20 protein-coding genes are annotated in these 20710 nt (G+C 70.7%); 12 read left to right on the top strand and 8 right to left on the bottom strand.

Translation table 11 applies throughout. The features are described from left to right. Nucleotides 1–31: 31 nt before the first annotated feature. The 4 genes from ACEN9J_RS04695 to ACEN9J_RS04710 all read right to left on the bottom strand — a co-directional run bounded on the left by ACEN9J_RS04695 (nt 32) and on the right by ACEN9J_RS04710 (nt 2881). Nucleotides 32–262, bottom strand: a complete 231-nt coding sequence (locus ACEN9J_RS04695) for a hypothetical protein (protein ID WP_413763459.1) — start codon at nt 260–262, stop codon at nt 32–34. A 120-nt stretch (nt 263–382) separates the two neighbouring features. Continuing rightward, nucleotides 383–1678: a type II toxin-antitoxin system HipA family toxin gene (locus ACEN9J_RS04700; protein ID WP_413763460.1), complete on the bottom strand. Its 1296-nt coding sequence runs from the start codon at nt 1676–1678 to the stop codon at nt 383–385. Next, the gene (locus ACEN9J_RS04705) at nt 1675–2031 is read right to left on the bottom strand and encodes a helix-turn-helix domain-containing protein (protein WP_261205628.1); all 357 of its coding nucleotides are present in this window, start codon (nt 2029–2031) and stop codon (nt 1675–1677) included. The genes ACEN9J_RS04700 and ACEN9J_RS04705 overlap by 4 nt, the downstream gene beginning before the upstream one ends. A 91-nt stretch (nt 2032–2122) precedes the next feature. Beyond that, nucleotides 2123–2881, bottom strand: a complete 759-nt coding sequence (locus ACEN9J_RS04710; protein WP_057596210.1) for a hypothetical protein — start codon at nt 2879–2881, stop codon at nt 2123–2125. A 148-nt stretch (nt 2882–3029) separates the two neighbouring features. Here ACEN9J_RS04710 and smc point away from each other — a divergent pair, with 148 nt between their 5' ends. From smc to def, 5 genes are all read left to right on the top strand, one after another. Beyond that, nucleotides 3030–6545 (top strand): chromosome segregation protein SMC, encoded by a 3516-nt coding sequence (gene smc, locus ACEN9J_RS04715; RefSeq protein ID WP_413763461.1) that lies wholly within the window; start codon nt 3030–3032, stop codon nt 6543–6545. A 13-nt stretch (nt 6546–6558) separates the two neighbouring features. After that, the gene (locus tag ACEN9J_RS04720) at nt 6559–7656 is read left to right on the top strand and encodes a cell division protein ZipA C-terminal FtsZ-binding domain-containing protein (RefSeq protein ID WP_057596208.1); all 1098 of its coding nucleotides are present in this window, start codon (nt 6559–6561) and stop codon (nt 7654–7656) included. An 80-nt stretch (nt 7657–7736) separates the two neighbouring features. After that, the gene (gene ligA / locus ACEN9J_RS04725) at nt 7737–9830 is read left to right on the top strand and encodes an NAD-dependent DNA ligase LigA (RefSeq protein WP_057596207.1); all 2094 of its coding nucleotides are present in this window, start codon (nt 7737–7739) and stop codon (nt 9828–9830) included. 110 nt (nt 9831–9940) lie between these two features. Continuing rightward, nucleotides 9941–10381 (top strand): hypothetical protein, encoded by a 441-nt coding sequence (locus tag ACEN9J_RS04730; RefSeq protein ID WP_261205632.1) that lies wholly within the window; start codon nt 9941–9943, stop codon nt 10379–10381. A gap of 60 nt (nt 10382–10441) precedes the next feature. Further along, entirely contained in the window at nt 10442–10981 is a 540-nt protein-coding gene (def, locus tag ACEN9J_RS04735) for a peptide deformylase (RefSeq protein WP_057596930.1), read from the top strand. Between the two features lie 6 nt (nt 10982–10987). On the opposite strand, the gene ACEN9J_RS04740 is transcribed toward def, so the two are convergent. Continuing rightward, nucleotides 10988–11377, bottom strand: a complete 390-nt coding sequence (locus ACEN9J_RS04740; RefSeq protein ID WP_057596931.1) for a DoxX family protein — start codon at nt 11375–11377, stop codon at nt 10988–10990. A 185-nt stretch (nt 11378–11562) separates the two neighbouring features. Between ACEN9J_RS04740 and ACEN9J_RS04745 the strand changes: the two genes are divergently transcribed. The 4 genes from ACEN9J_RS04745 (at nt 11563) to ACEN9J_RS04760 (ending at nt 16294) form a co-directional block, all read left to right on the top strand. Continuing rightward, a complete protein-coding gene (locus tag ACEN9J_RS04745; protein WP_057596933.1) occupies nt 11563–12597 on the top strand; it encodes an amino acid ABC transporter substrate-binding protein in 1035 nt (344 codons plus the stop codon). Further along, complete coding sequence (locus ACEN9J_RS04750) at nt 12594–13601, top strand: amino acid ABC transporter permease (protein ID WP_057596934.1); 1008 nt, start codon at nt 12594–12596, stop codon at nt 13599–13601. The genes ACEN9J_RS04745 and ACEN9J_RS04750 overlap by 4 nt, the downstream gene beginning before the upstream one ends. Further along, the gene (locus ACEN9J_RS04755) at nt 13598–14674 is read left to right on the top strand and encodes an amino acid ABC transporter permease (protein WP_413763462.1); all 1077 of its coding nucleotides are present in this window, start codon (nt 13598–13600) and stop codon (nt 14672–14674) included. Before ACEN9J_RS04750 ends, ACEN9J_RS04755 begins: the two co-directional genes overlap by 4 nt. Before the next feature lie 264 nt (nt 14675–14938). Beyond that, nucleotides 14939–16294 carry a homoserine dehydrogenase gene (locus tag ACEN9J_RS04760; RefSeq protein WP_413763463.1) on the top strand — a complete coding sequence of 452 codons (1356 nt, stop codon included), beginning with the start codon at nt 14939–14941 and terminating at the stop codon, nt 16292–16294. Nucleotides 16295–16301: 7 nt separating this feature from the next. Here the strand turns inward: ACEN9J_RS04760 and ACEN9J_RS04765 are convergent, their stop codons facing one another. Both ACEN9J_RS04765 and ACEN9J_RS04770 read right to left on the bottom strand, forming a co-directional pair. Next, nucleotides 16302–17810: a sodium:solute symporter family protein gene (locus ACEN9J_RS04765; protein WP_413763464.1), complete on the bottom strand. Its 1509-nt coding sequence runs from the start codon at nt 17808–17810 to the stop codon at nt 16302–16304. After that, entirely contained in the window at nt 17807–18106 is a 300-nt protein-coding gene (locus ACEN9J_RS04770) for a DUF3311 domain-containing protein (protein ID WP_413763465.1), read from the bottom strand. The genes ACEN9J_RS04765 and ACEN9J_RS04770 overlap by 4 nt, the downstream gene beginning before the upstream one ends. A gap of 203 nt (nt 18107–18309) precedes the next feature. Here ACEN9J_RS04770 and ACEN9J_RS04775 point away from each other — a divergent pair, with 203 nt between their 5' ends. The 3 genes from ACEN9J_RS04775 to ACEN9J_RS04785 are packed head-to-tail and all read left to right on the top strand — an operon-like array spanning nt 18310 to nt 20283. Further along, complete coding sequence (locus ACEN9J_RS04775) at nt 18310–18846, top strand: helix-turn-helix domain-containing protein (RefSeq protein WP_093342133.1); 537 nt, start codon at nt 18310–18312, stop codon at nt 18844–18846. Nucleotides 18847–18859: 13 nt separating this feature from the next. Continuing rightward, on the top strand, nt 18860–19228 hold the full coding sequence (locus ACEN9J_RS04780) for a TIGR04076 family protein (protein WP_057596942.1): 369 nt from the start codon (nt 18860–18862) through the stop codon (nt 19226–19228). Continuing rightward, on the top strand, nt 19225–20283 hold the full coding sequence (locus ACEN9J_RS04785; protein WP_413763466.1) for an aldo/keto reductase: 1059 nt from the start codon (nt 19225–19227) through the stop codon (nt 20281–20283). Before ACEN9J_RS04780 ends, ACEN9J_RS04785 begins: the two co-directional genes overlap by 4 nt. Before the next feature lie 14 nt (nt 20284–20297). Here the strand turns inward: ACEN9J_RS04785 and ACEN9J_RS04790 are convergent, their stop codons facing one another. Further along, nucleotides 20298–20708, bottom strand: a complete 411-nt coding sequence (locus ACEN9J_RS04790) for a PPC domain-containing DNA-binding protein (RefSeq protein WP_413763467.1) — start codon at nt 20706–20708, stop codon at nt 20298–20300. Nucleotides 20709–20710: the final 2 nt, after the last annotated feature.

Raw genomic sequence — 20710 nt, forward strand, 5'->3', positions numbered from 1 at the left:
GGAAGATTCAGGGAGCCGGCGACAGTTTGCCTCAGCTTCCGGGGGCGGGTTCCCGGGACGAGGACGAATCGCCCGAACGGCCGCTGTCGCCGCCGTGGGGCTGGCCGTGCGGGGAGGGCGCGGCGAGGCCTCCGTCGCCGCCGCCGATGAAGCGGCGCCTCGCGGCCGTGAAGGCGGCGCTGCCGGCACCGAGCAGGCCCAGGGCGGCGCAGGCCGCGCCCGCGTCGATCAACAACTCCAGAACCACGATACCGACTCGCATGCGCCAATCCCCGTCATGTTGCGTTGAACTATGTCACCTGGGCGGACGCATCATCGCGGAAAGTTGTGCGCGTGTGTATCGCCGGCCTCGCCGCGATGCCGGCTCCGCCGGGCCGGGAGTCTATTGGCCGCGCCGGGCCATGCCCTGCAGCAGGGGGTGGGATTGCAGGCGCTGCCGCAGTCGCGCCTTCCAGGGTGCGGGCAACGTGGCGCCGTCGATCATCGCGGGCCATTGCTCGCGCGCGCGGCGCGCGGTGTCGCCGACCACGCGGCGCACCTGCGGCTCGTGCAGGCCGGCCGAGAAGCAGAAGGCGCGCACGTTGGCCGGGCTGAACAGGCTGCTGCGCTTCGGGGCTGCCTTGCCCGCCGCGGGCAGCAGCGGCAGCGCATGGCCCTCGACGCCCTGCAGCGCCGCGTAGGCCACGATGTCGTAGGCCGGCGCGAAGCGCGGCGACGCGCCATCGGGATAGAGCACGCCGAAGTTCTTCAGGTGCGCATCGGGATTGCCGAGCAGCTCGTTGACCGCGAGCCGGCGCACCAGCTCGAGCACCGCCTCCTCGCCGAGCGAGGGAAAGGCCCGCATCGCGAGCGCCATGTCGAGGTAGCTGCCGCCGTACTTGTGCAGCGGATCGAAGCCCAGCACCTGCGCGAAGTCCTCGAAGTGGATGCGGCGCGCGCCTTCGCGGTCGAAGCGCGTGACGGCAAGGAATTCGGGCTCGTCGGGCAGGGCGTAGCTGTGCTCGGCCGAAATTGCGGACAGCGGCGCGAGTTCGGCATGGCAGACCGCCACGCCTGCGGCGGACGCCATCTGCAGCGAGAGCATCTCCAGCTGCGGCATGTGCGGCCGCCCGGCCACGGGCAGCTTGGCGATCACGCGCGTGCTGGCGCCGGCGCGGGTGCGCGCCACGTAGCGCCCGCCCTGGCGGCGCAGGCCCAGCTTGGGCTGCACGCCCGACACCGAGATGCCCTGCGGCATCGGCAGCTCGACCACCGACATCTCGAGTGCGTCCTGGTCCTGCGTGATGAGCCGCTGCAGGGTGGCGCGGTCCACCGACACCGGGCGCGCGCTCACCGCGCCCGGCAGGTCGCCGCCGCAGGCCGCGAGCAGCTCGAAATGGTCGTTCTCGCGGCAGCCGCGCAACTGGGCGATGTGGCTGCGCAGCACGCCTTCGGGCAGCAGGTTCTGGAAGAAGCGCGGCAACTGGCCGCCCTGCGCATTGAACAGCGGATTCTTGACGTCGCTCCAGAGGGCGGCCTGCGAGGCGGCATCGTTCGCCACCATCGACAACGACAGCACCTCGGCCGGCGGCGCCGCGACGATCTCGGGCTCGGCCACGAAGCGGCACAGGTCGGCGTACTGGAACAGCTTGCCGAAGCGGCGCGCGCCGAGCGCGATCTCGAGGATCTTGACGTTCATGGCGAGCGCCTGCGCGAGCCGCGGCGGGCCGGGGCGCCGGGTGCGTAGGGCGGCGGCGCGGGCGACTGTGCCATGGCGGCCACCGCGGTGCCCACGCGCGTGGGAACGGGGCGGTAACCGGCATCGGTGTCGAGCGCGGCGCTGGCGCCGAAGCCCTTGGGCGCCAGCTGCAGCTCGAGCCCCAGCGCATCGACCAGCGCGAGCAGCGAGGACATCTGCGGATTGCCCTGCGGTCCGAGCGCGTTGCGCACCGAGCGCTCGGTCAGGCCCGAACGCTGCGCGATCTCGGCGCCCGTGAGGCCGGAGGCCTCGCGGCGGGCGATCAGCGCGGCGATCAGTTCCTGTTTGGTCATGGAAAGATATTACCGCAAATACGAAAATCGGAAATATGTTTCCGATGCCTTCCTGGGGCCGAGGCAAAGGCGGCGTGCCGCCCGCCCGGATTCAGCGCGGCACCAGCGTGAAGAAGGGCATCACCACGCCCATCACCCAGTTCTGTCCGAAATCGAGCGCCGCGCGCCGGTACTTCTCGTCGGCCTGGGCCGCCAGCAGGTCGAGCCGCGCAACCACCTTCGACAGCTCGCGGTCGGCCACGAGATTGCGGCCGCGTTCGCTGATCTCGGTGGCCAGCAGCAGCGGCTGGCCGTCGGGGCCGGTCTTGGAGGCGATCAGCCACAGCGAGATCTCGAAGTTGCGCGCGGCCCGGTAGCTGTTCTCGGCGTTGACGCCGTCGATCATGGACTGCTCCCAGGTGTCGCCGTTGGCCTGCTTGAGCATCGAGGCCCAGCCCACCACCAGCGCGGCCACGCGGTCGCCCTGGTAACCCTGCGGCCCGGTGTCGAAGGCCAGGCGGATCGCCTCGATGCCGGTGGCGCCGTGCAGCTCGGGCAGGTCGGGCCCCTGCGTCACGGCGGTCCAAGCGCGCTGGCTGGCGGCGTCCATGCTGGCGGCCGACTTGCGCCATTCGCGCGGATTGCGCCGGTAGAGCGTGGTCTGCACGCGCCGTATCGATTCGAGGTTGTCGCGCAGCGAGAGGTTGGCGATGCGGTTGGCGCCGGACTGCAGCCACTCCTGGTTGGCATAGGGCTCGGCGCGCTGGGTGTTCTGGAACGCGCCGCAGCCGCCGAGCCCGAGCAGGGCGCCGGCGCCCGCCAGCAGCCAGGCGCGGCGGTCTTTCAGGGGAGAAACCGAGGATTCGCTCATGCCCTGACGTTATCATCCACGGCTGGGGCGGCGGCCTGCTTCAAGCGGCGGGCCCGTGCAATTTTCCTTACAAATCAATACCTTGGCGTTAATTGTTGACCTGACCTCCCGGGCCGGGACACAGTGACGCAGGACAGGCCGACAAGTCGTGCGTCTCAATTCCATCAAGCTCTCGGGCTTCAAGTCGTTCGCCGAACCCACCAACTTCCTGCTGCCGGGCCAACTGGTCGGGGTGGTCGGGCCCAACGGTTGCGGCAAGTCGAACATCATGGATGCGGTGCGCTGGGTGCTCGGCGAATCGCGTGCCTCGGAACTGCGCGGCGAGTCGATGCAGGACGTGATCTTCAACGGCACGACCTCGCGCAAGCAGGCCAGCCGCTCGAGCGTGGAACTGGTGTTCGACAACGCCGACCACCGCGCCGGCGGCCAGTGGAACCAGTTCGGCGAAATCGCGGTGCGGCGCGTGCTCACGCGCGACGGCACCAGCAGCTACTTCATCAACAACCAGCCGGTGCGCCGGCGCGACGTGCAGGACGTGTTCCTCGGCACCGGTCTGGGCCCGCGCGCCTACGCCATCATCGGCCAGGGCACGATCAGCCGGATCATCGAATCGAAGCCCGAGGAACTGCGCCTGTTCCTCGAGGAAGCCGCGGGCGTCTCGAAGTACAAGGAACGCCGCCGCGAGACCGAGAACCGCCTGGGCGACACGCGCGAGAACCTCACGCGCGTCGAGGACATCCTGCGCGAGCTCAACGCCAACCTCGAGAAGCTCGAGAAGCAGGCCGAGGTGGCCGCACGCTACAACGCGCTGCAGGGCGATGCCACGAAGAAGCAGCACCAGCTGTGGTTCCTCAAGCGCGCCGAGAGCGAGAGCGACAAGGCGCGCATCAAGGCCGAGTCCGAGAAGGCGATCAACGACCTCGAGTCGCGCACGGCCGACCTGCGCCACATCGAGAACGAGCTCGAGACCGTGCGCCAGGCCCACTACGGCGCCGGCGACCTGGTGAATCAGGCGCAAGGCAAGCTCTACGAGGCCAGCGCCGAGGTCGGCCGGCTCGAGGGCGAGATCCGCTTCGTGGTCGAGGGCCGCCAGCGCGTGGAGCAGCGGCTGGTGCAGTTGCGCGAGCAGATCGCGCAGTGGGACAACCGCCGCGTCGAGGCCGAGGCCGAGATCGAAACGCTGGCCGGTCAGGGCGTGGACGCCGAGGAGCAGGCCGTGCTGCTCGCGGCCCAGCTCGAGGAGCACGACGCGCGCATGCCCGAGCTCGAGGAAGCGCAGCAGCGGGCGCAGGACCAGGCCAATTCGCAGCGCACGGCCGTCGTGCAGGTGCAGCAGCAGATCCAGGTGCTGGCGGCCGACCAGCGCAACATCGAGGAGCAGTCGCGCCAGCTCAACCAGCGCAGCGAACGGCTGCGCGCCGACCAGAACGCACTGGCCGCGCCCGACGAGGCGAAGCTGGTGGCGATGCAGGAGCAGCTCGAGGCCGCGCAGGAAGCGGCCAGCGAGGCCGACGCGCGGCTGCAGGACCTGCAGGAAGCGGTGCCGCGGCTCGACGACGACCGTCGCACGCGCCAGCAGGCGGTGAACAGCGAGGGTGCGCGCCATGCCGAGCTGTCGGCGCGGCTCGAGGCATTGCGCGCGCTGCAGGAGAAGGTCAAGACCGACGGCAAGCTCGCGCCCTGGCTCGCCAAGCACGGGCTCGACGGCCTGCAGGGCCTGTGGAGCCGCATCCACATCGAGCAGGGCTGGGAGAACGCGCTCGAATCCGCGCTGCGCGAGCGCCTGGGCGCGCTCGAGGTCAGCCGGCTCGACATGGTCCGCGCCTTCGCCAACGACGCGCCGCCCGCCAAGCTGGCCTTCTTCAGCCCGCCCGTGGCCGGTGTGCCCGAAGGCGCCGCCAATCTGCCGCGGCTGTCGAGCCTGCTGCGCCTCAACGACGCGGGCCAGCAGGCTTTGCTGGCCGACTGGCTGCACGGCTGCTACACCGCCGCGAGCTTCGAGGAGGCTCTGGCCCAGCGCGGCGCGCTGCAGCCTGGCGAGACGATCTACGTGCAGAGCGGCCACGCGGTCAGCGCGCACGGCGTCAACTTCTACGCCCCCGACTCCGAGCAGGCCGGCATGCTGGCGCGCCAACAGGAGATGGAGAACCTCGACCGCCAGTTGCGCGCCCAGGCGCTGATCAGCGAGGAGGCCCGCGCGGCCCTGGTGCGCGCCGAGGCCGCCTACGCCGACGCCGCGCAGCGGCTGGTATCGGCGCGCCGCGAAGCCGCCGACACGCAGTCGCGCGCGCACGAACTGCAGGTCGAGACGCTGCGCCTCACGCAATTGGCCGAACAGACCCGCGCGCGCAGCGAGCAACTCGCGGCCGACCTCGGCGAGGTCGATGCCCAGCTCGAGGAACTGCAGGAGCGCCGCATCGCCGCCGAGGGCCGCTTCGAGGAGCTCGACATGCAGCTGGCCGACAGCCAGGAGCGCCATGCCGAGCTCGACGAACGCGTGATCGAGGCCGGCCGCGCGCTGGCCGCCAGCCGCGAGCAGCACCGCAGCCTCGAACGCCAGGCGCAGGAGGCCACTTTCGCGCAGCGCACGCTCGAGGCGCGCCGCGGCGAACTCAACCGCTCGATCGAGACGGCCTCGCAGCAAACCGTGGCGCTGGCCGACGAGGACGAGCGCGCCCGCGGCGAACTGGGCCGGCTGTCGGATGCCGCCGCCCAGGCCGGGCTGCAGGACGCGCTGGCGCTCAAGCTCGAGCGCGAGACCGCGCTGGGCGCCGCGCGCAGCCAGTACGACGACCTGACGCTCAAGCTGCGCGCCAGCGACGAGCGCCGGCTGCAGCTCGAGCGCGAGCTCGACCCGCTGCGCCAGCGCATCACCGAATTCCAGCTCAAGGAACAGGCCTCGCGCCTGGGCTTCGAGCAGTACGAGCAGCTGCTGGCCGATGCCGGCGCCGACCTCGAGGCCATCTCGCTGTCGATCGAGACCGACAAGGTGCGGCTGGCCGGCCTGCAGGGCGAGATCGACCGGCTGAACCGCGAGGTGGTGGCGCTCGGCGCGGTCAACCTCGCGGCGCTCGACGAGCTCGCGGTGGCGAGCGAGCGCAAGGTCTTCCTCGATGCGCAGTCGAGCGACCTCAACGAGGCGATCACCACGCTCGAGGACGCCATCCGCAAGATCGACGCCGAGACGCGCGACCTGCTCGGCGGCACCTTCAAGACCGTGAACGAGCACTTCAGCCGCATGTTCCCCGAGCTGTTCGGCGGCGGCAACGCCAAGCTGATGATGACCGGCGACGAGATCCTCGACTCCGGCGTGCAGGTGATGGCGCAGCCGCCGGGCAAGAAGAACCAGACCATCCACCTGCTGTCGGGCGGCGAGAAGGCGCTGACCGCGATCGCGCTGGTGTTCGCGATCTTCCAGCTCAATCCCGCCCCGTTCTGCCTGCTGGACGAAGTGGATGCGCCGCTGGACGACGCCAACACCGAGCGCTACGCCAAACTCGTGACCGCCATGAGCCGTGAAACCCAGTTCCTCTTCATCAGCCACAACAAGATCGCCATGGAAATGGCCGAGCAGCTGATCGGCGTGACGATGCAGGAGCAGGGCGTGTCGCGCATCGTCGCGGTCGACATGGAAGCGGCGGCCTCGATGGTCGAGGCTGCCTGAGGCGCGCGCACCCATGAGCAATCTCACGCTTGCCCTGGCCATCCTCGGTGGCCTCGTCCTCGCGGCCGTGATCGGCTACGACGCCCTGCGTTCGCGCCGCAACGCACCGCGTCAGCCCGATGCGGCCGATGGCGATCCGGCCGATGCGCAGCGCGCACCGTCCGACGATGGCTACGAGCCGGTGATGCACGTCGATCCGCGCCAGGTGCCGACGAACGACCGGCATGAACCGCTGTTCGATCCCGACCTGCCCGCGCCCGGCACGCTGCCGGTGCCCACGGGCGAGCGGCGCGGCGGGCTCGATCCGCTGATCGACGTGATCGCGCCGATCTCGCTCGACGGCCTGGCCTCGGGCGACGCGGCCATTGCCGCCATGCCGCCGACGCGCCGCGCGGGCAGCAAGCCGGTCGCCATCGAGGGCCTGAACGAGCACTCGCGCCAATGGGAGCCGCCCGTGCCGGGACAGCGCTACGGCGCCTTCCAGGTCGGCGTGCAGCTGGCCAACCGCACCGGCGCGCTCAACGAGATCGAGTATTCGGAATTCGTGGTGAAGGCCCAGGCCTTCGCCGACGCGCTGAACGGCGCGCCCGAGTTCCCAGAGATGCTCGACGAGGTGGCGCGCGCGCGCGAGCTCGACCAGTTCGCCAGCGCGCACGATGCGCAGCTGGGCTTCGTGCTGCGCGCATTGCACGCGGCCTGGAGCCCGGGCTACGTGCAGCAGAACGCCGCGCGCCTGGGCTTCGTGGCCGGCATCATCCCGGGCCGCATGGTGCTGCCGACCAGCGAGCTGGGCCTGCCGCCGATCCTCGGCCTGGCCTTCGACACCCAGGCCGCATTGGCCGACGACCCCGCGCAATCGGCCATCCGCGAACTGAGCCTGAGCCTCGACGTGCCCCAGGTCGACCGCGGCGAGCAGCCCTTCACCCGCATGCGCGAGATCGCCGCCACGCTGGCGCGCGAGATGGACGGCGTGGTGACCGACAGCGACGGCCAGCTGCTGCGCGACGAGACCATGGACGCCATCGGCGCCGACCTCGAGCAGCTCTACGACACGCTCGACGCGCGCGACCTCGCGGCGGGTTCGCCGCTGGCGCGCCGGCTCTTCAGCTAAGCCGTTCCCGCCATGCACAAGGCCGCCCAGCCCGCCACGAAGCGGTCGGGCGGCCGCATCGTTTTTTCGGAAGACACCCCATGACCACGCGCGACGAAGCGGCCCGCGAAGCCGCCGACCTGAGCGAGAAGCTCCACCACAACGCCCATCTCTACTACGTGCTCGACGCGCCCGCGCTGCCCGACGCCGAGTACGACCGCATGTTCCAGCGGCTGCAGGCGATCGAGGCCGAGTTCCCCGACCTGCGCACGCCCGACTCGCCGACGCAGCGCGTGGGCGGCAAGGTGCTCGACGGCTTCGTCAAGGTGCGCCACAGGGTGCCGATGCTGTCGATCCGCACCGAGACCGACATCACGCCCGGCGGCGCCAGCAGCTTCGACGCGCGCGTGCGGCGCGAGCTCGGCCTGGCCGAGGACGGTCCGCAGATCGCCTACGTCTGCGAGCTCAAGTTCGACGGGCTCGCGATGAACCTGCGCTACGAGAACGGCGTGCTGGTGCAGGCCGCCACGCGCGGCGACGGCGAGGTCGGCGAGGAGGTCACGCAGAACATCCGCACCGTGCGCGAGATCCCGCTGCGCCTGAAGGGCAACGCGCCGCCGGTGGTCGAGGTGCGCGGCGAGGTCTACATGAAGCGCGCCGACTTCGAGGCGCTCAACGAGCGCCAGCGGCAGAGGATCGCGGCCGGCCAGAAGAACGAGAAGGTGTTCGTGAACCCGCGCAACGCGGCCGCGGGAGCGGTGCGGCAACTCGACCCGGCGATCGCCGCCGAGCGGCCGCTGAGCTTCTTCGCCTACGGCCTCGGCGAGGTCACGCCGCCGGCCGAGGGCGGGCCCGACTGCCCGACCCAGTTCGACTGGCTGCAGCAGTTCCATGCCTGGGGCTTTCCGGTGGCGATACAGACCGCGCGCGCGACCGGCGCGATCGAGCTGATCGCGTTCCACGAGAACATCGGGCGCCAGCGCGACAGCCTGCCCTACGACATCGACGGCGTGGTCTACAAGGTCGACAGTGTCGAGCTGCAGCGCCAGCTCGGCTTCGTCTCGCGCGAGCCGCGCTGGGCAGTGGCGCACAAGTACCCGGCGCAGGAGCAGATCACCGAGGTGCTCGGCATCGAGGTGCAGGTGGGGCGCACCGGCAAGCTCACGCCGGTGGCCAAGCTGGCGCCGGTGTTCGTCGGCGGCGTGACCGTGACCAACGCCACCCTGCACAACGAGGACGAGGCGCGCCGCAAGGATGTGCGCGTGGGCGACAAGGTGATCGTGCGCCGCGCGGGCGACGTGATCCCCGAGGTGGTGGGCGTCACGCCCGAGAGCCTGGCGCGGCCCGAGGGAGGGCGCGGTGCCGTCTTCACCATGCCGCGCAAGTGCCCGGTCTGCGGCTCGGACGCCGTGCGCGAGGAGGGCGAGGCCGACTACCGCTGCACCGGCGGGCTGTTCTGCGGTGCCCAGCGCAAGGAGGCGATCCTGCATTTCGCCGCGCGCCGCGCGGTCTATGTCGACGGGCTCGGCGACAAGCTGGTCGAGCAGATGGTCGATGCCAACCTGATCCGCACCTTGCCCGACCTCTACAAGCTGGGCTTCACCACGCTGGCGGGGCTGGAGCGCATGGCCGACAAGTCGGCGCAGAACCTGGTCGACGCGCTCGAGGCCTCGAAGAAGACCACGCTGCCGCGCTTCCTGTTCGGCCTGGGCATTCGGCACGTGGGCGAGAGCACGGCCAAGGACCTGGCCAAGCACTTCGGCAAGCTCGACGCGATCATGGACGCGAGCGAGGAGCTGCTGCTCGAGGTCAACGACGTCGGCCCGGTGGTGGCGCAGAGCCTGCGCACCTTCTTCGACCAGCCGCACAACCGCGAGGTGGTCGAGCAACTGCGCGCCTGCGGCCTGAGCTGGGAGGAGGGCGAGCCCGCGGCGCGCGTGCCCAAGCCGCTGGCGGGACTGACCTTCGTCATCACCGGCACCCTTCCTACGCTGAGCCGCGACGAGGCGAAGGACAAACTGGAGATGGCCGGCGCCAAGGTCGCCGGCTCGGTCAGCAAGAAGACCCACTACCTGGTGGCCGGCGAGGACGCCGGCAGCAAGCTCGACAAGGCGCGCGAGAACGGCGTCGAGGTGATCGACGAGGCGCGTATGCTGGACATACTCGCCAACGGCGTGCCTCCGGCCGCGGAATGAGAGGACGGCGTCCTCCTTACCGGCCGTTACGCGACTTCACACCAGCGCAGTCAACAGGGCCTACAAGCTGGTACGTTGAATGAACGCAGAAGGCTGACAAGGAGACCCTCATGCAGAAAACTCGTGTTCTCGGTTTATGCCTCGCCGCCGGCGGCCTCGCGCTGCTCACCGGCTGCGTCGCGGTGCCCGGCGATCCGTACTACAGCGGGGGCTACTCGGATCCCTACTATTCCGACCCGGTGGTGGTGCAGCCCGCGCCGGTCTACATCAATGGCGGGGCGTACTACGACCGCCGTCCCTATTACCGCGATCGGCCCTACTACGGGCGCCCCGGCTATCCCTACCCGCCGCGTCCGGGATGGAACGGTGGCGGCGGGCGTCCGGGCTGGGGCGGTGGCCGCCCGCCGGTCGTCGCGCCGCCCGTGGGACTGCCGCCGCAGCGGACCGTGCCGGTGACCCCCGGCACCGGGCGTGGCGTGCCGGGCGCCCTGCCGGGCATGCCGGGCTATGTGCCGCAGAACATCGCCCCGGGCTCGCCGCATCAGCAGTAAGGCGGCCGCGAAAGGCCGGGCGCGTCGCGGGGCGCGAGTGCCGTCGTGATAATCCGCGCCATGGCCATCCACGAAATCCTCAAGATGGGCGATCCGCGCCTGCTGCGCATCGCGCAGCCGGTCACCGCCTTCGACACCGACGAACTGCACCTGCTGGTGCGCGACATGTTCGAGACCATGCATGCGGTCAACGGCGCCGGCCTCGCGGCGCCGCAGATCGGCGTCGACCTGCAACTGGTGATCTTCGGCACCGACGTCGTGAATCCGCGCTATCCCGATGCGCCGCCGGTGCCGCGCACCGTGCTGCTGAACCCGGTCATCACGCCGATCGGCGAGGCCGAGGAAGAGGGCTGGGAAGGCTGCCTGTCGGTGCCGGGACTGCGCGGCGTGGTGCCGCGCTTCTCGAACATCCGCTACACGGGCTTCGATCCCTACGGCGACCCGATCGACCGCACGGCCAGCGGCTTCCACGCGCGCGTGGTGCAGCACGAGGTCGACCACCTGCTGGGCAAGCTCTATCCGATGCGGGTGCGCGACTTCTCGCGCTTCGGCTACACCGAGGTCCTGTTCCCGGGCCTCGACGCGGCCGACGACGATTGAGCCGGACTACTTGTTGTTGAGCCCGAAGCGGCCGCCGCCCGTGAACGCGAGCGCGATGGCCGCGAACAGGAACATGCCCTGCAGCTCGAGCGCCCAGCCGCCCTGGCCGTTGAGGGCGCCGAGGTCCTTGCGGTGCACCAGCCAGATCGCCACGAGCATGTTGATCGCCACGATCGCGGCAGCGGGCCGCGTGTACAGGCCGATGATCAGCAGCACCGGCGCGACGATCTCGCCCACGTAGACCAGGTAGGCCAGCACGCCCGGCAGCCCGTGCGAGGCCAGCATGCCGCCGATGCCGTCCACGCCCTTGCTCACCTTGGCGATGCCGTGCAGCAGGATCAGGATGCCCAGGGCGACGCGAAGAATGAGCTTGCCGGTGTCGTCGGACTTGAACATGGTCGGGGTTCCTCGGTGATGGTTCGAAATGTTGCGAGGGCCGTATGGTAGTGAAGAAACGGCATGCATCGGACCAGGCATCCATGGCGCATGCACGGGCTTCGCATATGCATCCAACCGCCTGTTCCTTGGCGGCCCGGCGCGCCGCCTCGTACACTGCCTTTTTGCCTGAGGAGAACCCATCCATGACGCCCCGATTCCGATCCGCCTTCGCCCTGGCAGCGACCGCCGCCGCGCTGGTCGCCGCCGCGCCCGCCTTCGCCGGCAAGACCCTCGACGCGGTCAAGCAGCGCGGCAGCCTCAAGTGCGGCGTGACCAACGGCGTGGCCGGTTTCTCGGCGCCCGACACGCAGGGCAACTGGTCGGGCCTCGACGTCGACACCTGCCGCGCGATCGCCGCGGCCGTGCTCGGCGATGCGAAGAAGGTCGAGTTCGTGCCGCTCAATTCGCAGCAGCGCTTCTCGGCGCTGCAGGCCGGCGAGATCGACATCCTCGCGCGCAACACCACCTGGACGCTCACGCGCGACGCCTCGCTGGGCTTCAACTTCACGACCATCACCTACTACGACGGCCAGGGTTTCCTGGTGCCGAAGAAGCTCAAGGTCACGAGCGCCAAGCAACTGAAGAACGCGACCATCTGCACCCAGTCGGGCACCACCAACGAGAAGAACGTCTCCGACTACTTCCGGGCCCAGAACATCCCCGTCAAGACGGTCGTGTTCGAGAGCTTCGAGGCCTCGTTCAAGGCCTTCTTCTCGGGCCGCTGCCAGGCCTTCACCACCGACGCCTCGGCGCTCGCCGGCCTGCGCAACAAGGAGGCGCAGAACCCCGACGACTACCTGATCCTGCCCGAGCTGATCTCCAAGGAACCGCTGGCGCCGCTGGTGCGCCGCGGCGACGACGAATGGTTCGCGATCGCCAAGTGGGTGCCCAATGCGCTGATCGAGGCGGAAGAGGCCGGCATCACCGAGGCCAACGCCGAACAGCTCAAGGCCTCGAGCAAGGACCCCGCGCAGCAGCGCCTGCTGGGCGCCGGCGAGGACCTCGGCAAGCTGCTGGGCCTCGACAAGGACTGGTCCTACCGCGCGATCAAGGCCGTGGGCAACTACGGCGAGATCTTCGAGCGCAACGTCGGACCGAAGTCGGTGCTGAAGCTGCCGCGCGGCTCCAACAACCTCTGGAGCAAGGGCGGCCTGATCTACGCACCGCCGGTGCGATGAGCCTGCGGGCCGCGGGCGGTGAACGCCGCTCGGCCTGGCTGGCCTGGGCCGTGCAGGTGCTCCTGGTGCTGGCCGTGGTGGCCGGCGCCTTCTGGGTCGTGCACCACGCGCTCGAGGTGCTGCGCGCGCGCGGCGTGCGCTCGGGCTTCGACTTCCTCAGCGAGCCCGCGGGCTTCGCGATCAGCGAGGGCTGGCTCGATTTCGAGGCCAGCCAGCCGTCGTGGCGAGCCTTCCTCGCCGGCCTCGTCAACACCGTGCGCGCCGCGGTGCCGGCGGTCGTGTTCTCGGTGCTGCTCGGCACCCTGATCGGCATCGGCCGGCTCGCGCCGCACGTGCTGGTGCGCGGCATCTGCACCGCCTACGTCGAGCTGCTGCGCAACGTGCCGCTGCTGGTGCAACTGCTGATGCTGGCCTTCGTGATGGCGAACCTGCTGCCCGACCCGACCGAGCCGGTGCGGCTGCTGCCGGGTGTGTGGCTCAGCAAGGGCGGCCTCAGCGTGCCGTGGCCGGTGGCGGGCGAGGGCGGCTGGTGGCCCACGCACCTCGAATGGCCCGAGCGCGGCGACTTCGGCGTGAACGGCGGCGCGGCGCTGAGCCCCGAGTACGTGACCATCGTCGCGGGCCTGTCGCTCTACTCGGCCGCCTTCGTGGCCGAGATCGTGCGCGCGGGCATCCTGTCGGTGTCGCAGGGGCAGGTGCTCGCGGGGCAGGCGATGGGCTTCTCGCCGGTGCAGCAGCTGCGCATCGTGATCCTGCCGCAGGCGCTGCGCGTGATCGTGCCGGCGCTCACCAACCAGGTGCTGAGCCTGGTCAAGAACTCCTCGCTCGCGGTGGCGGTCGGCTATCCCGAGCTGGTGTCGGTGGCCAACACCACCATCGGCGCGAACGGCCGCGCCTTCGAGTGCATCGCGATCATCATGGCGGTCTACCTGCTGCTGTCGCTCGTGATCTCGCTGGGCATGAACCGCTACAACGCGCGCGTCGCGCTGCGGGGCTGGCGATGAGGGTCGTGCGAGGCCCGATCGCCTGGCGGCACGAACTCTGGGGTTCGCCGCTGCGCGCGCTCGCCACGCTGCTGCTCGCGGCGCTGCTGGCCTGGGCCGGCTGGCACCTGGTCGACTGGGCCGTGGTGCACGCGGTGTTCCGCCCCGATGCCGAGGCCTGCCGCGCGGTGCAACACGGCGCCTGCTGGGGCGTGGTGGCCGAGAAATGGCGGCCGATGCTGTTCGGCCGCTTTCCCTATGAAGACCAGTGGCGCCCCGCGATCGCGGTCGCGCTGCTGTCGGCGGTCACGCTGCTCAGCGCCTGGCCGCGCAGCTGGCGCTGGTGGCTGCCGGCGCTGTGGCTGCTGGCGCTCGCGGCCTTCGTGCTGCTGATGCGCGGCGGCGTGTTCGGCTGGAGCCACGTGCCGACCAACCGCTGGGGCGGCCTGCCGCTGACCATCGGGCTCGCGGTGGTCGGGCTGGCGCTGGCCTTTCCGCTCGCGCTGCTGCTGGCGCTCGGGCGCCGCTCGGGCTGGCCGGTGGTGCGCACGCTCTGCGCGAGCTACATCGAGCTGGTGCGCGGCGTGCCGCTGATCTCGGTGCTGTTCATGGCCTCGTTCCTGCTGCCGCTGCTGTGGCCCGCGGGCTGGCAGCCCGACGTGCTGGTGCGCGTGCTGGCCGGGCTGTCGCTGTTCGTGGCCGCCTACCTGGCGGAGATCATTCGCGGCGGCCTGCAGGCCGTGCCGCGCGGCCAGACCGAGGTCGCGATGGCGCTGGGCTTCGGCCGCTGGCCGGTGCAGCGCGACATCGTGCTGCCGCAGGCGCTGCGGCTGGTCGTGCCGGCGCTGACCAACAACGTGGTGGGCACGCTCAAGGACACCTCGCTGGTCACGGTGGTGGGGCTGTTCGAGCTCACGGGCGCGCTCGGCCTGTCGCTCGGCGGCGATCCGACCTGGCGGCCGTTCTACCTCGAGGGCTACCTGTTCATCGCGGCGATCTACTGGCTGCTGTGCTTCGGGCTCTCGCGCTACAGCGTGTGGCTCGAGGGGCGCCTGTCGGCCGTGCCGCGCGTGGTCCAGGCCGAGCCGGCCTGAGGCGTCCTGTACACTCCGCCCCCATGTCGTGTTTCCACCCCGCCTTCGCATCGAGCGCCGCCCGCATGGGCCGCATGATGCCGTCCGCTTCCGCGCGGACCGGATGGGCAATGGATGCACGAATGATTACCACCATTACCACCGCGGCCACCTGAGCACGCGCAGGTGGCCGTTCCGGCAGCCACCTGGTGATCGCTCTTCCCCCGAACGAATGAAACCCAGCTCTGGCAGCTGGGTTTTTGTTTTTGTCGTTTGGAGAAGCCCATGTACCGCGATCCCGTCCAGTCCCTAGAAACCGTCGTGCCCAGCCAGGCCATGCGAGCGCTGCGCGTGGGCATGATCGGCATCGGCACCGTCGGTTCGGGCACCTTCCGCGTGCTGGCGCGCAACCACGACCAGATCGCCGCGCGCGCCGGCCGCGGCATCGAGATCGTCATCGTGGCCGCGCGCAACCTCGCGCGCGCCGCGGGCATCGTGGGCGAGGGCGTGGCGCTCACCGACGATGCGATGCGCGTCGCGACCCATCCCGAACTCGACGTAGTGGTCGAGGTGGCCGGCGGCACCGGCGCGGCGCGCGACTGGGTGCTGGCCGCGATCGCCCACGGCAAGCACGTGGTGACGGCCAACAAGGCGCTGCTGGCCGAGCATGGCGGCGAGATCTTCGAAGCCGCGCGCCGCCACGGCGTGGCGGTGGCCTACGAGGGTGCGGTGGCGGTCAGCATCCCGATCGTGAAGGCGCTGCGCGAAGGCCTCGTGGCCAACCGCATCGAATGGGTGGCGGGCATCGTCAACGGCACCACCAACTTCATCCTCAGCAAGATGCGCGACGAGGGCCTGGACTTCGGGGCCGCGCTCGCGCAGGCCCAGGCGCTCGGCTATGCCGAGGCCGATCCGACCTTCGACATCGAGGGCATCGACGCGGCCCACAAGCTCACGCTGCTCGCGGCCAATGCCTTCGGCATGCCGCTGCGCTTCGCCGACGTGCAGGCCGAGGGCATCACGGCGCTGCAGGGGCTGGACGTGGCCTGCTCCGAGCAGCTGGGCTTTCGGGTCAAGCTGCTGGGCGTGGCGCGCCGCCGCGAGGAGGGCGTCGAGCTGCGCGTGCAGCCCGCGCTGGTGCCCGCCGAGCATCTGATGGCGCATGTGAACGGCTCGATGAACGCGGTGATGGTCAAGGGCGATGCCTCGGGCGTGACGATGTACTACGGCGCCGGTGCCGGCTCGGAGCAGACCGCCTCGGCCGTGATCGCCGACCTGGTGGACGTGGCCCGGCTGGCCGGCACCCCGGCCGCGCAGCGCGTGCCGCACCTGGGCTTCCATGCGCATGCGATGAATGCGCTCGAGGTGCTGCCGCGCGCGGCGGTGCGCAGCGCGCACTACCTGCGCGTACCGGTGCACGCGGCCGGCGGCATCGAGGCCGTGACGGCCTGGCTCGCGAGCCAGCAGGTGCCCGTGCGGCGGGTGACGCTGGCCGCGCCCTGCGCGGCCGGTGCGCAGGTGCTGGTGCTGACCGAGCCGATGGCGCAGGGCGCGCTCGATCTCGCGGTGCATGCGCTGCAGTCGCACCCGGCCGTGGCCGGCGCGGTCGCGACGCTGCGCGTGGAGATGCTGGAGGCTTGACGCGCGTTCAGGCGGCCCGCGCGGGCAGGCTGCGGGGTGCGCGCGGTGCCCCGTCGTCGAGTTGCCCCAGTGCCAGCGCGGCGGCGCGCGGCCGTTGCGTGACCAGGCTCACGGCCACCACCACCGCCGCATTGATCGCCATCGCGATCAACCCGGCCTCCCATTGCGGCAGCGCGGTGGCCCAGAACTTCGCGGCCGGCGGCGCGAGCAGGGCCGCGAAACCCGCGATCAGCCCGGCCAGCACGCCGAGCGCGCTGGTGCGCTTCCAGAGGAAGCCGAGGAGCACGCCGGGCGCCAGCATGCCGATGGCCGAATAGGCGTCGAGCAGGATCTTTACCAGCGAGCCCTTCTGGCTGATCGACAACCACACGGCGATCGCCGCGAAGCACACCAGCGAGCCGCGCGACAGCGCCAGTGCCGCGCCTTCGCCGAGCGCGGGCCTGAAGGGCCGCACCACGTTGCGCGTGAAGATCGAGCCGGCCGTCAGCAGCAGCAGCGAGCCCGGCGCCAGCGCCAGCAGGAAGCCGGTGCCCGCGAGCAGGCCCACGGTCCAGGCCGGATAGCGGTCGGACACGAACTGCAGCAGCGCCGCGTTGAGGTTGCCGCCCGGCGGTTGCGTGCCCGCGATCAGCGCCGCGAAGCCCAGCAGGATGATGAAGAAATAGGCCAGCGAGTAGATCGGCTGCCAGATTGCGTTGCGCCGGATCGCGGTGGCGCTGTGCGCCGTGTACGACATCTGGAACAGGTGCGGGAACACCCAGTTGCCCAGCGCGATGTTGATGGCCGAGGTCATGAGCCAGATCGCGGTGGTCGGCGAACTCGCATCGAGGCCCGGGAAGCTGCCGATGCCCGGATGTTTCGCCTCGGCCAGCGCGAACAGGTCGAGCAGCGAGGCCGCGCCCACCTTGCTCGCCACCGTCACGCTCAGCAGCACCACGACCAGCACCATCAGCACGTCCTTCACGCCGGCCGCGAAGGCCGCCGAGCGCACGCCGGCCACGAACACGAAGGCGATCATCAACAGGCCCGCGCCGATGGTCGCGGCCTCGCTCGACACCGCGCCGTCGAGCGTGAGCTGCACGATCAGGCCCAGGCTCACGAGCTGGATCTGCACGTAGACCACCAGCGAGGCGATGCCGACCACGCCGGTGAGCACGCCGAGCCAGGGCGCCTCGTAGCGCGCGGCGAAGAAGTCGGATTGCGTGAGCAGGCGCCCGATGCGCCCCGCGCGCCAGATCTTCGGCATCAGCCAGTAGCCGACCGCATAGCTCATCGACACCGAGCAGAAGGCCAGGTAGGCCGGCGCGCCCAGCGCCCAGGCGTAGCCCGAGATGCCGAGCACCGCGAAGGTGGTGTAGACCTCGCCCGCGTTCATGAACCAGAACAGCAGGGTGCCGAGGCTGCGGCCGCCCACGGCCCATTCGGCCAGGGTGGCGGCGCGCCGTGTGCGGCGGCCGTAGGCGATGGCGCCCGCGACCGTGGCGAGCAGGATGGCCAGGACGATCGCGAGCTTCATCGCGCGCTCCCGTGGCCGTCGGTGCCGGCGTCCTGGTGCCGCGCGAGGAAGTCGGCTTCCTCGTCCTCCACGCCATGGCGCGCGTCGAGCCGGAACACCAGCGCGATCGCCACGCTCGTGAGCACGATGCCCACCATCTGCCAGGCCATCGGGAACGGCAGGCCGAAGGGCCGCAGCGCGATGTCGTTGACCACGGGCGCGAGGCCGGCCTGCCAGACGAAGGGAAAGGCCAGCAGCCATCGGTAGGCGCGGCGGCGCGGAGGCGATGCGGTGGAGGAGGGAGACGGGCCGGCCATTCGAAACCCCTGTGAAGTGCTGCTGCACGAGATGGGCGCGGAGTGTGCAGCGAAAGTGCACGGAGCACAAGCGGGGCGAGTTCGGGTTTTCCTTGTAAATAACGCATCGATCCTGGGCATTCAGCCAGCTTGACGTGCACCGTCATGGCACATAGCATTGCCTCATTCGTGCTGTCACACTGCACAAAAGGAAATTCCCACCCATGATCGGCGAACGGCTCAAGGAACTGCGCACCGCGCGCGGCCTCTCGTTGCGCGAGCTCGCGGCCCAGGCCGGCGTGTCGGCCACCTTGCTGAGCCAGATCGAGCGCGCGGTCACCGACCCCAGCCTCGAAACCCTGCGTCGGCTCGCGGGCGTGTTCGGCGAATCGGTGTCCTCGCTGTTCTCCGACCCCGCGCCGCCCACCGTCTGGGTCAGCCGGCCGGGACGGCGCGCGATGCTCACGGCGCCGCAGGGCCAGGTCGCCTACGAGCGGCTGACCGCCGGCGTGGGCCAGCTCGAGGTGCTGCGCGCCGTGCTGCAGCCGGGCCAGATGTCGGCCGACGAACCGCGCGGCCATGCCTCGGCCGAGTGCGTCTACGTGGTGGCCGGCGCGCTGGTGGCGCAGGTCGCGGGCGTCGACTACCCGGTGCAGGCCGGCGAGAGCATCTCCTTCGACGCGCGGCTGCCGCACCGCTACATGAACGCCTCGCAGGCGCCGACCGAAATCATCCTGTCGGTGACGCCGCCCAATCCCTGAGCAGGAGCCTCCCATGAGCACACCGACCGATCCCGCCGCCGAGCGCAGCTTCACGCTGCACGACCTGCGCGTCGAGGTGGTCGCGCCCGAGGGCGCGCGCATCTACTGCGGCCAGCCCGGCGACCACTTCGAGCTGCGCGGCGAGATGCTGCACCTGCCGCCGGGGCAGGGCTTCTCGATCTACTCGCTGGGCGCGGTGCTGCCGCTGCTGGCCGCCAAGCAGCGCGCCACCGACGGCAACGACTGGATGAGCACCGACGCCGAGATCGCCTGTCCAGACCCGAACTGTCCCTCGCGCCTGCGCATCACGCGCATCGGCACGCGCGTCTTCCGCCACGCCGACACCACGGCCGTGGTCCACCCTTCCGACCTTCGACCATGAGCACCGTTCCCCGCACCGAACTCGCCCCCGGCTATTCCATCTCGCGCATGCTCAAGGGCGGCTGGCAGCTCGCCGGCGGCCATGGCGGCATCGACCGCGCCGCGGCCATCGCCGACATGTCGGCCTACTACCAGGCCGGCATCACCACCTTCGACTGCGCCGACATCTACACCGGCGTCGAGGAACTGATCGGCGAGTTCCGCCGCGAGCACCGCGCGCGCCACGGCGCCGACAGCCTTGCGCAGCTGCGCGTGCACACCAAGTTCGTGCCCGACCTCGCGCTGCTTTCGACCATCGACAAGCGCCAGGTCGAGCAGACCATCGACCGCTCGCTGCGCCGCCTCGGCGTGGAGCGGCTCGACCTGGTGCAGTTCCACTGGTGGGACTACCGCGTGCCGCGCTACGTCGAGGTCGCGCACTGGCTCGCCGAGCTCCAGCGCGCCGGCAAGATCGAGCTGCTGGGCGGCACCAACTTCGACACGCGGCGCGCGCACGAACTGGGCGACGCGGGCCTGCCGCTGCGCAGCATGCAGGTGCAGTACTCGCTGCTCGACCAGCGGCCACGCGCACGGCTCGCGGCTTGGTGCGCGCAGGCCGGCGTGAAGCTGTTGTGCTACGGCAGCGTGGCCGGCGGCTTTCTCTCGGAACGCTGGCTCGGCGCGAGCGAACCGGCCGAGCCGCTGGAGAACCGCTCGCTGGTCAAGTACAAGCTGATCATCGACGACTTCGGCGGCTGGGATCTGTTCCAGGCGCTGCTGCAAGCCTTGCAGCAGATCGCGCGGCGGCACGGCACCTCGCTGTCGGCGGTCGCGATGCGCTGGGTGCTCGCGCAGCCCGAGGTGGCCGCCGTGATCGTCGGCGTGCGCCGCGGCGACCATCTGCCCGACCACCTGCGCATGCTCGCGTTGCAACTCGATGCGGCCGACCTCGCGGCGCTCGACGCGGTGCTCGCGCAGCGCCGCCCGGACAGCGGCGATGTCTACGAGGTCGAGCGCGACATCGAGGGGCGGCATGGCCGCGTCATGAAGTACGACCTCAACGACAAGCCGCACTGAGCAACCCGTCTGGCTCAGTCGCGATCCAGCGGTTTCTCGCGCATCCTCAGTTCGGCATAGCCCGTGGCCTCGTCGTGCTCGCGCGAGAAGCGCCATGCGGGCAGCAGCGCCAGCAACACTTCAGCGGTGGTGCGCACCACGCAGCCCGGCGCCGCATGGCCGCCCCAGACGCGGCCCTGTGCGTCCGCCACGCTGATGTGCAGGTGCGAGCCGTCGGGCGAGAGCGAGCCCGCGAGCGTGAGGATCTCCAGATCGCCTTCGAGCGCCGAGGGCTCGGGTGCGCCCGCGAAGCGGATCCGCGCACCGCGCAGGCTGCCGATGCCCGAGAGCACGAAGGCCGCGTCCACCGCCTGCTGCGCGAGCACGCGGTCGAGCGCCGCGCGCAGGTCGTCGCCGGGCGAGAGGCGCAGGGGCAGCGTGCGCATCG

Origin of the sequence: Variovorax sp. Varisp41, assembly GCF_047325085.1 — a bacterium.
In the GTDB taxonomy this organism is placed as follows: domain Bacteria; phylum Pseudomonadota; class Gammaproteobacteria; order Burkholderiales; family Burkholderiaceae_C; genus Variovorax.

Coding starts and splice junctions, on each gene's coding strand:
- ACEN9J_RS04695 (WP_413763459.1), bottom strand. CDS start 262: ATGCGAGTCGGTATCGTGGTTCTGGAGTTGTTGATCGACGCGGGCGCG.
- ACEN9J_RS04700 (WP_413763460.1), bottom strand. CDS start 1,678: ATGAACGTCAAGATCCTCGAGATCGCGCTCGGCGCGCGCCGCTTCGGC.
- ACEN9J_RS04705 (WP_261205628.1), bottom strand. CDS start 2,031: ATGACCAAACAGGAACTGATCGCCGCGCTGATCGCCCGCCGCGAGGCC.
- ACEN9J_RS04710 (WP_057596210.1), bottom strand. CDS start 2,881: ATGAGCGAATCCTCGGTTTCTCCCCTGAAAGACCGCCGCGCCTGGCTG.
- ACEN9J_RS04720 (WP_057596208.1), top strand. CDS start 6,559: ATGAGCAATCTCACGCTTGCCCTGGCCATCCTCGGTGGCCTCGTCCTC.
- ligA (WP_057596207.1), top strand. CDS start 7,737: ATGACCACGCGCGACGAAGCGGCCCGCGAAGCCGCCGACCTGAGCGAG.
- ACEN9J_RS04730 (WP_261205632.1), top strand. CDS start 9,941: ATGCAGAAAACTCGTGTTCTCGGTTTATGCCTCGCCGCCGGCGGCCTC.
- def (WP_057596930.1), top strand. CDS start 10,442: ATGGCCATCCACGAAATCCTCAAGATGGGCGATCCGCGCCTGCTGCGC.
- ACEN9J_RS04740 (WP_057596931.1), bottom strand. CDS start 11,377: ATGTTCAAGTCCGACGACACCGGCAAGCTCATTCTTCGCGTCGCCCTG.
- ACEN9J_RS04745 (WP_057596933.1), top strand. CDS start 11,563: ATGACGCCCCGATTCCGATCCGCCTTCGCCCTGGCAGCGACCGCCGCC.
- ACEN9J_RS04750 (WP_057596934.1), top strand. CDS start 12,594: ATGAGCCTGCGGGCCGCGGGCGGTGAACGCCGCTCGGCCTGGCTGGCC.
- ACEN9J_RS04755 (WP_413763462.1), top strand. CDS start 13,598: ATGAGGGTCGTGCGAGGCCCGATCGCCTGGCGGCACGAACTCTGGGGT.
- ACEN9J_RS04760 (WP_413763463.1), top strand. CDS start 14,939: ATGTACCGCGATCCCGTCCAGTCCCTAGAAACCGTCGTGCCCAGCCAG.
- ACEN9J_RS04765 (WP_413763464.1), bottom strand. CDS start 17,810: ATGAAGCTCGCGATCGTCCTGGCCATCCTGCTCGCCACGGTCGCGGGC.
- ACEN9J_RS04770 (WP_413763465.1), bottom strand. CDS start 18,106: ATGGCCGGCCCGTCTCCCTCCTCCACCGCATCGCCTCCGCGCCGCCGC.
- ACEN9J_RS04775 (WP_093342133.1), top strand. CDS start 18,310: ATGATCGGCGAACGGCTCAAGGAACTGCGCACCGCGCGCGGCCTCTCG.
- ACEN9J_RS04780 (WP_057596942.1), top strand. CDS start 18,860: ATGAGCACACCGACCGATCCCGCCGCCGAGCGCAGCTTCACGCTGCAC.
- ACEN9J_RS04785 (WP_413763466.1), top strand. CDS start 19,225: ATGAGCACCGTTCCCCGCACCGAACTCGCCCCCGGCTATTCCATCTCG.
- ACEN9J_RS04790 (WP_413763467.1), bottom strand. CDS start 20,708: ATGCGCACGCTGCCCCTGCGCCTCTCGCCCGGCGACGACCTGCGCGCG.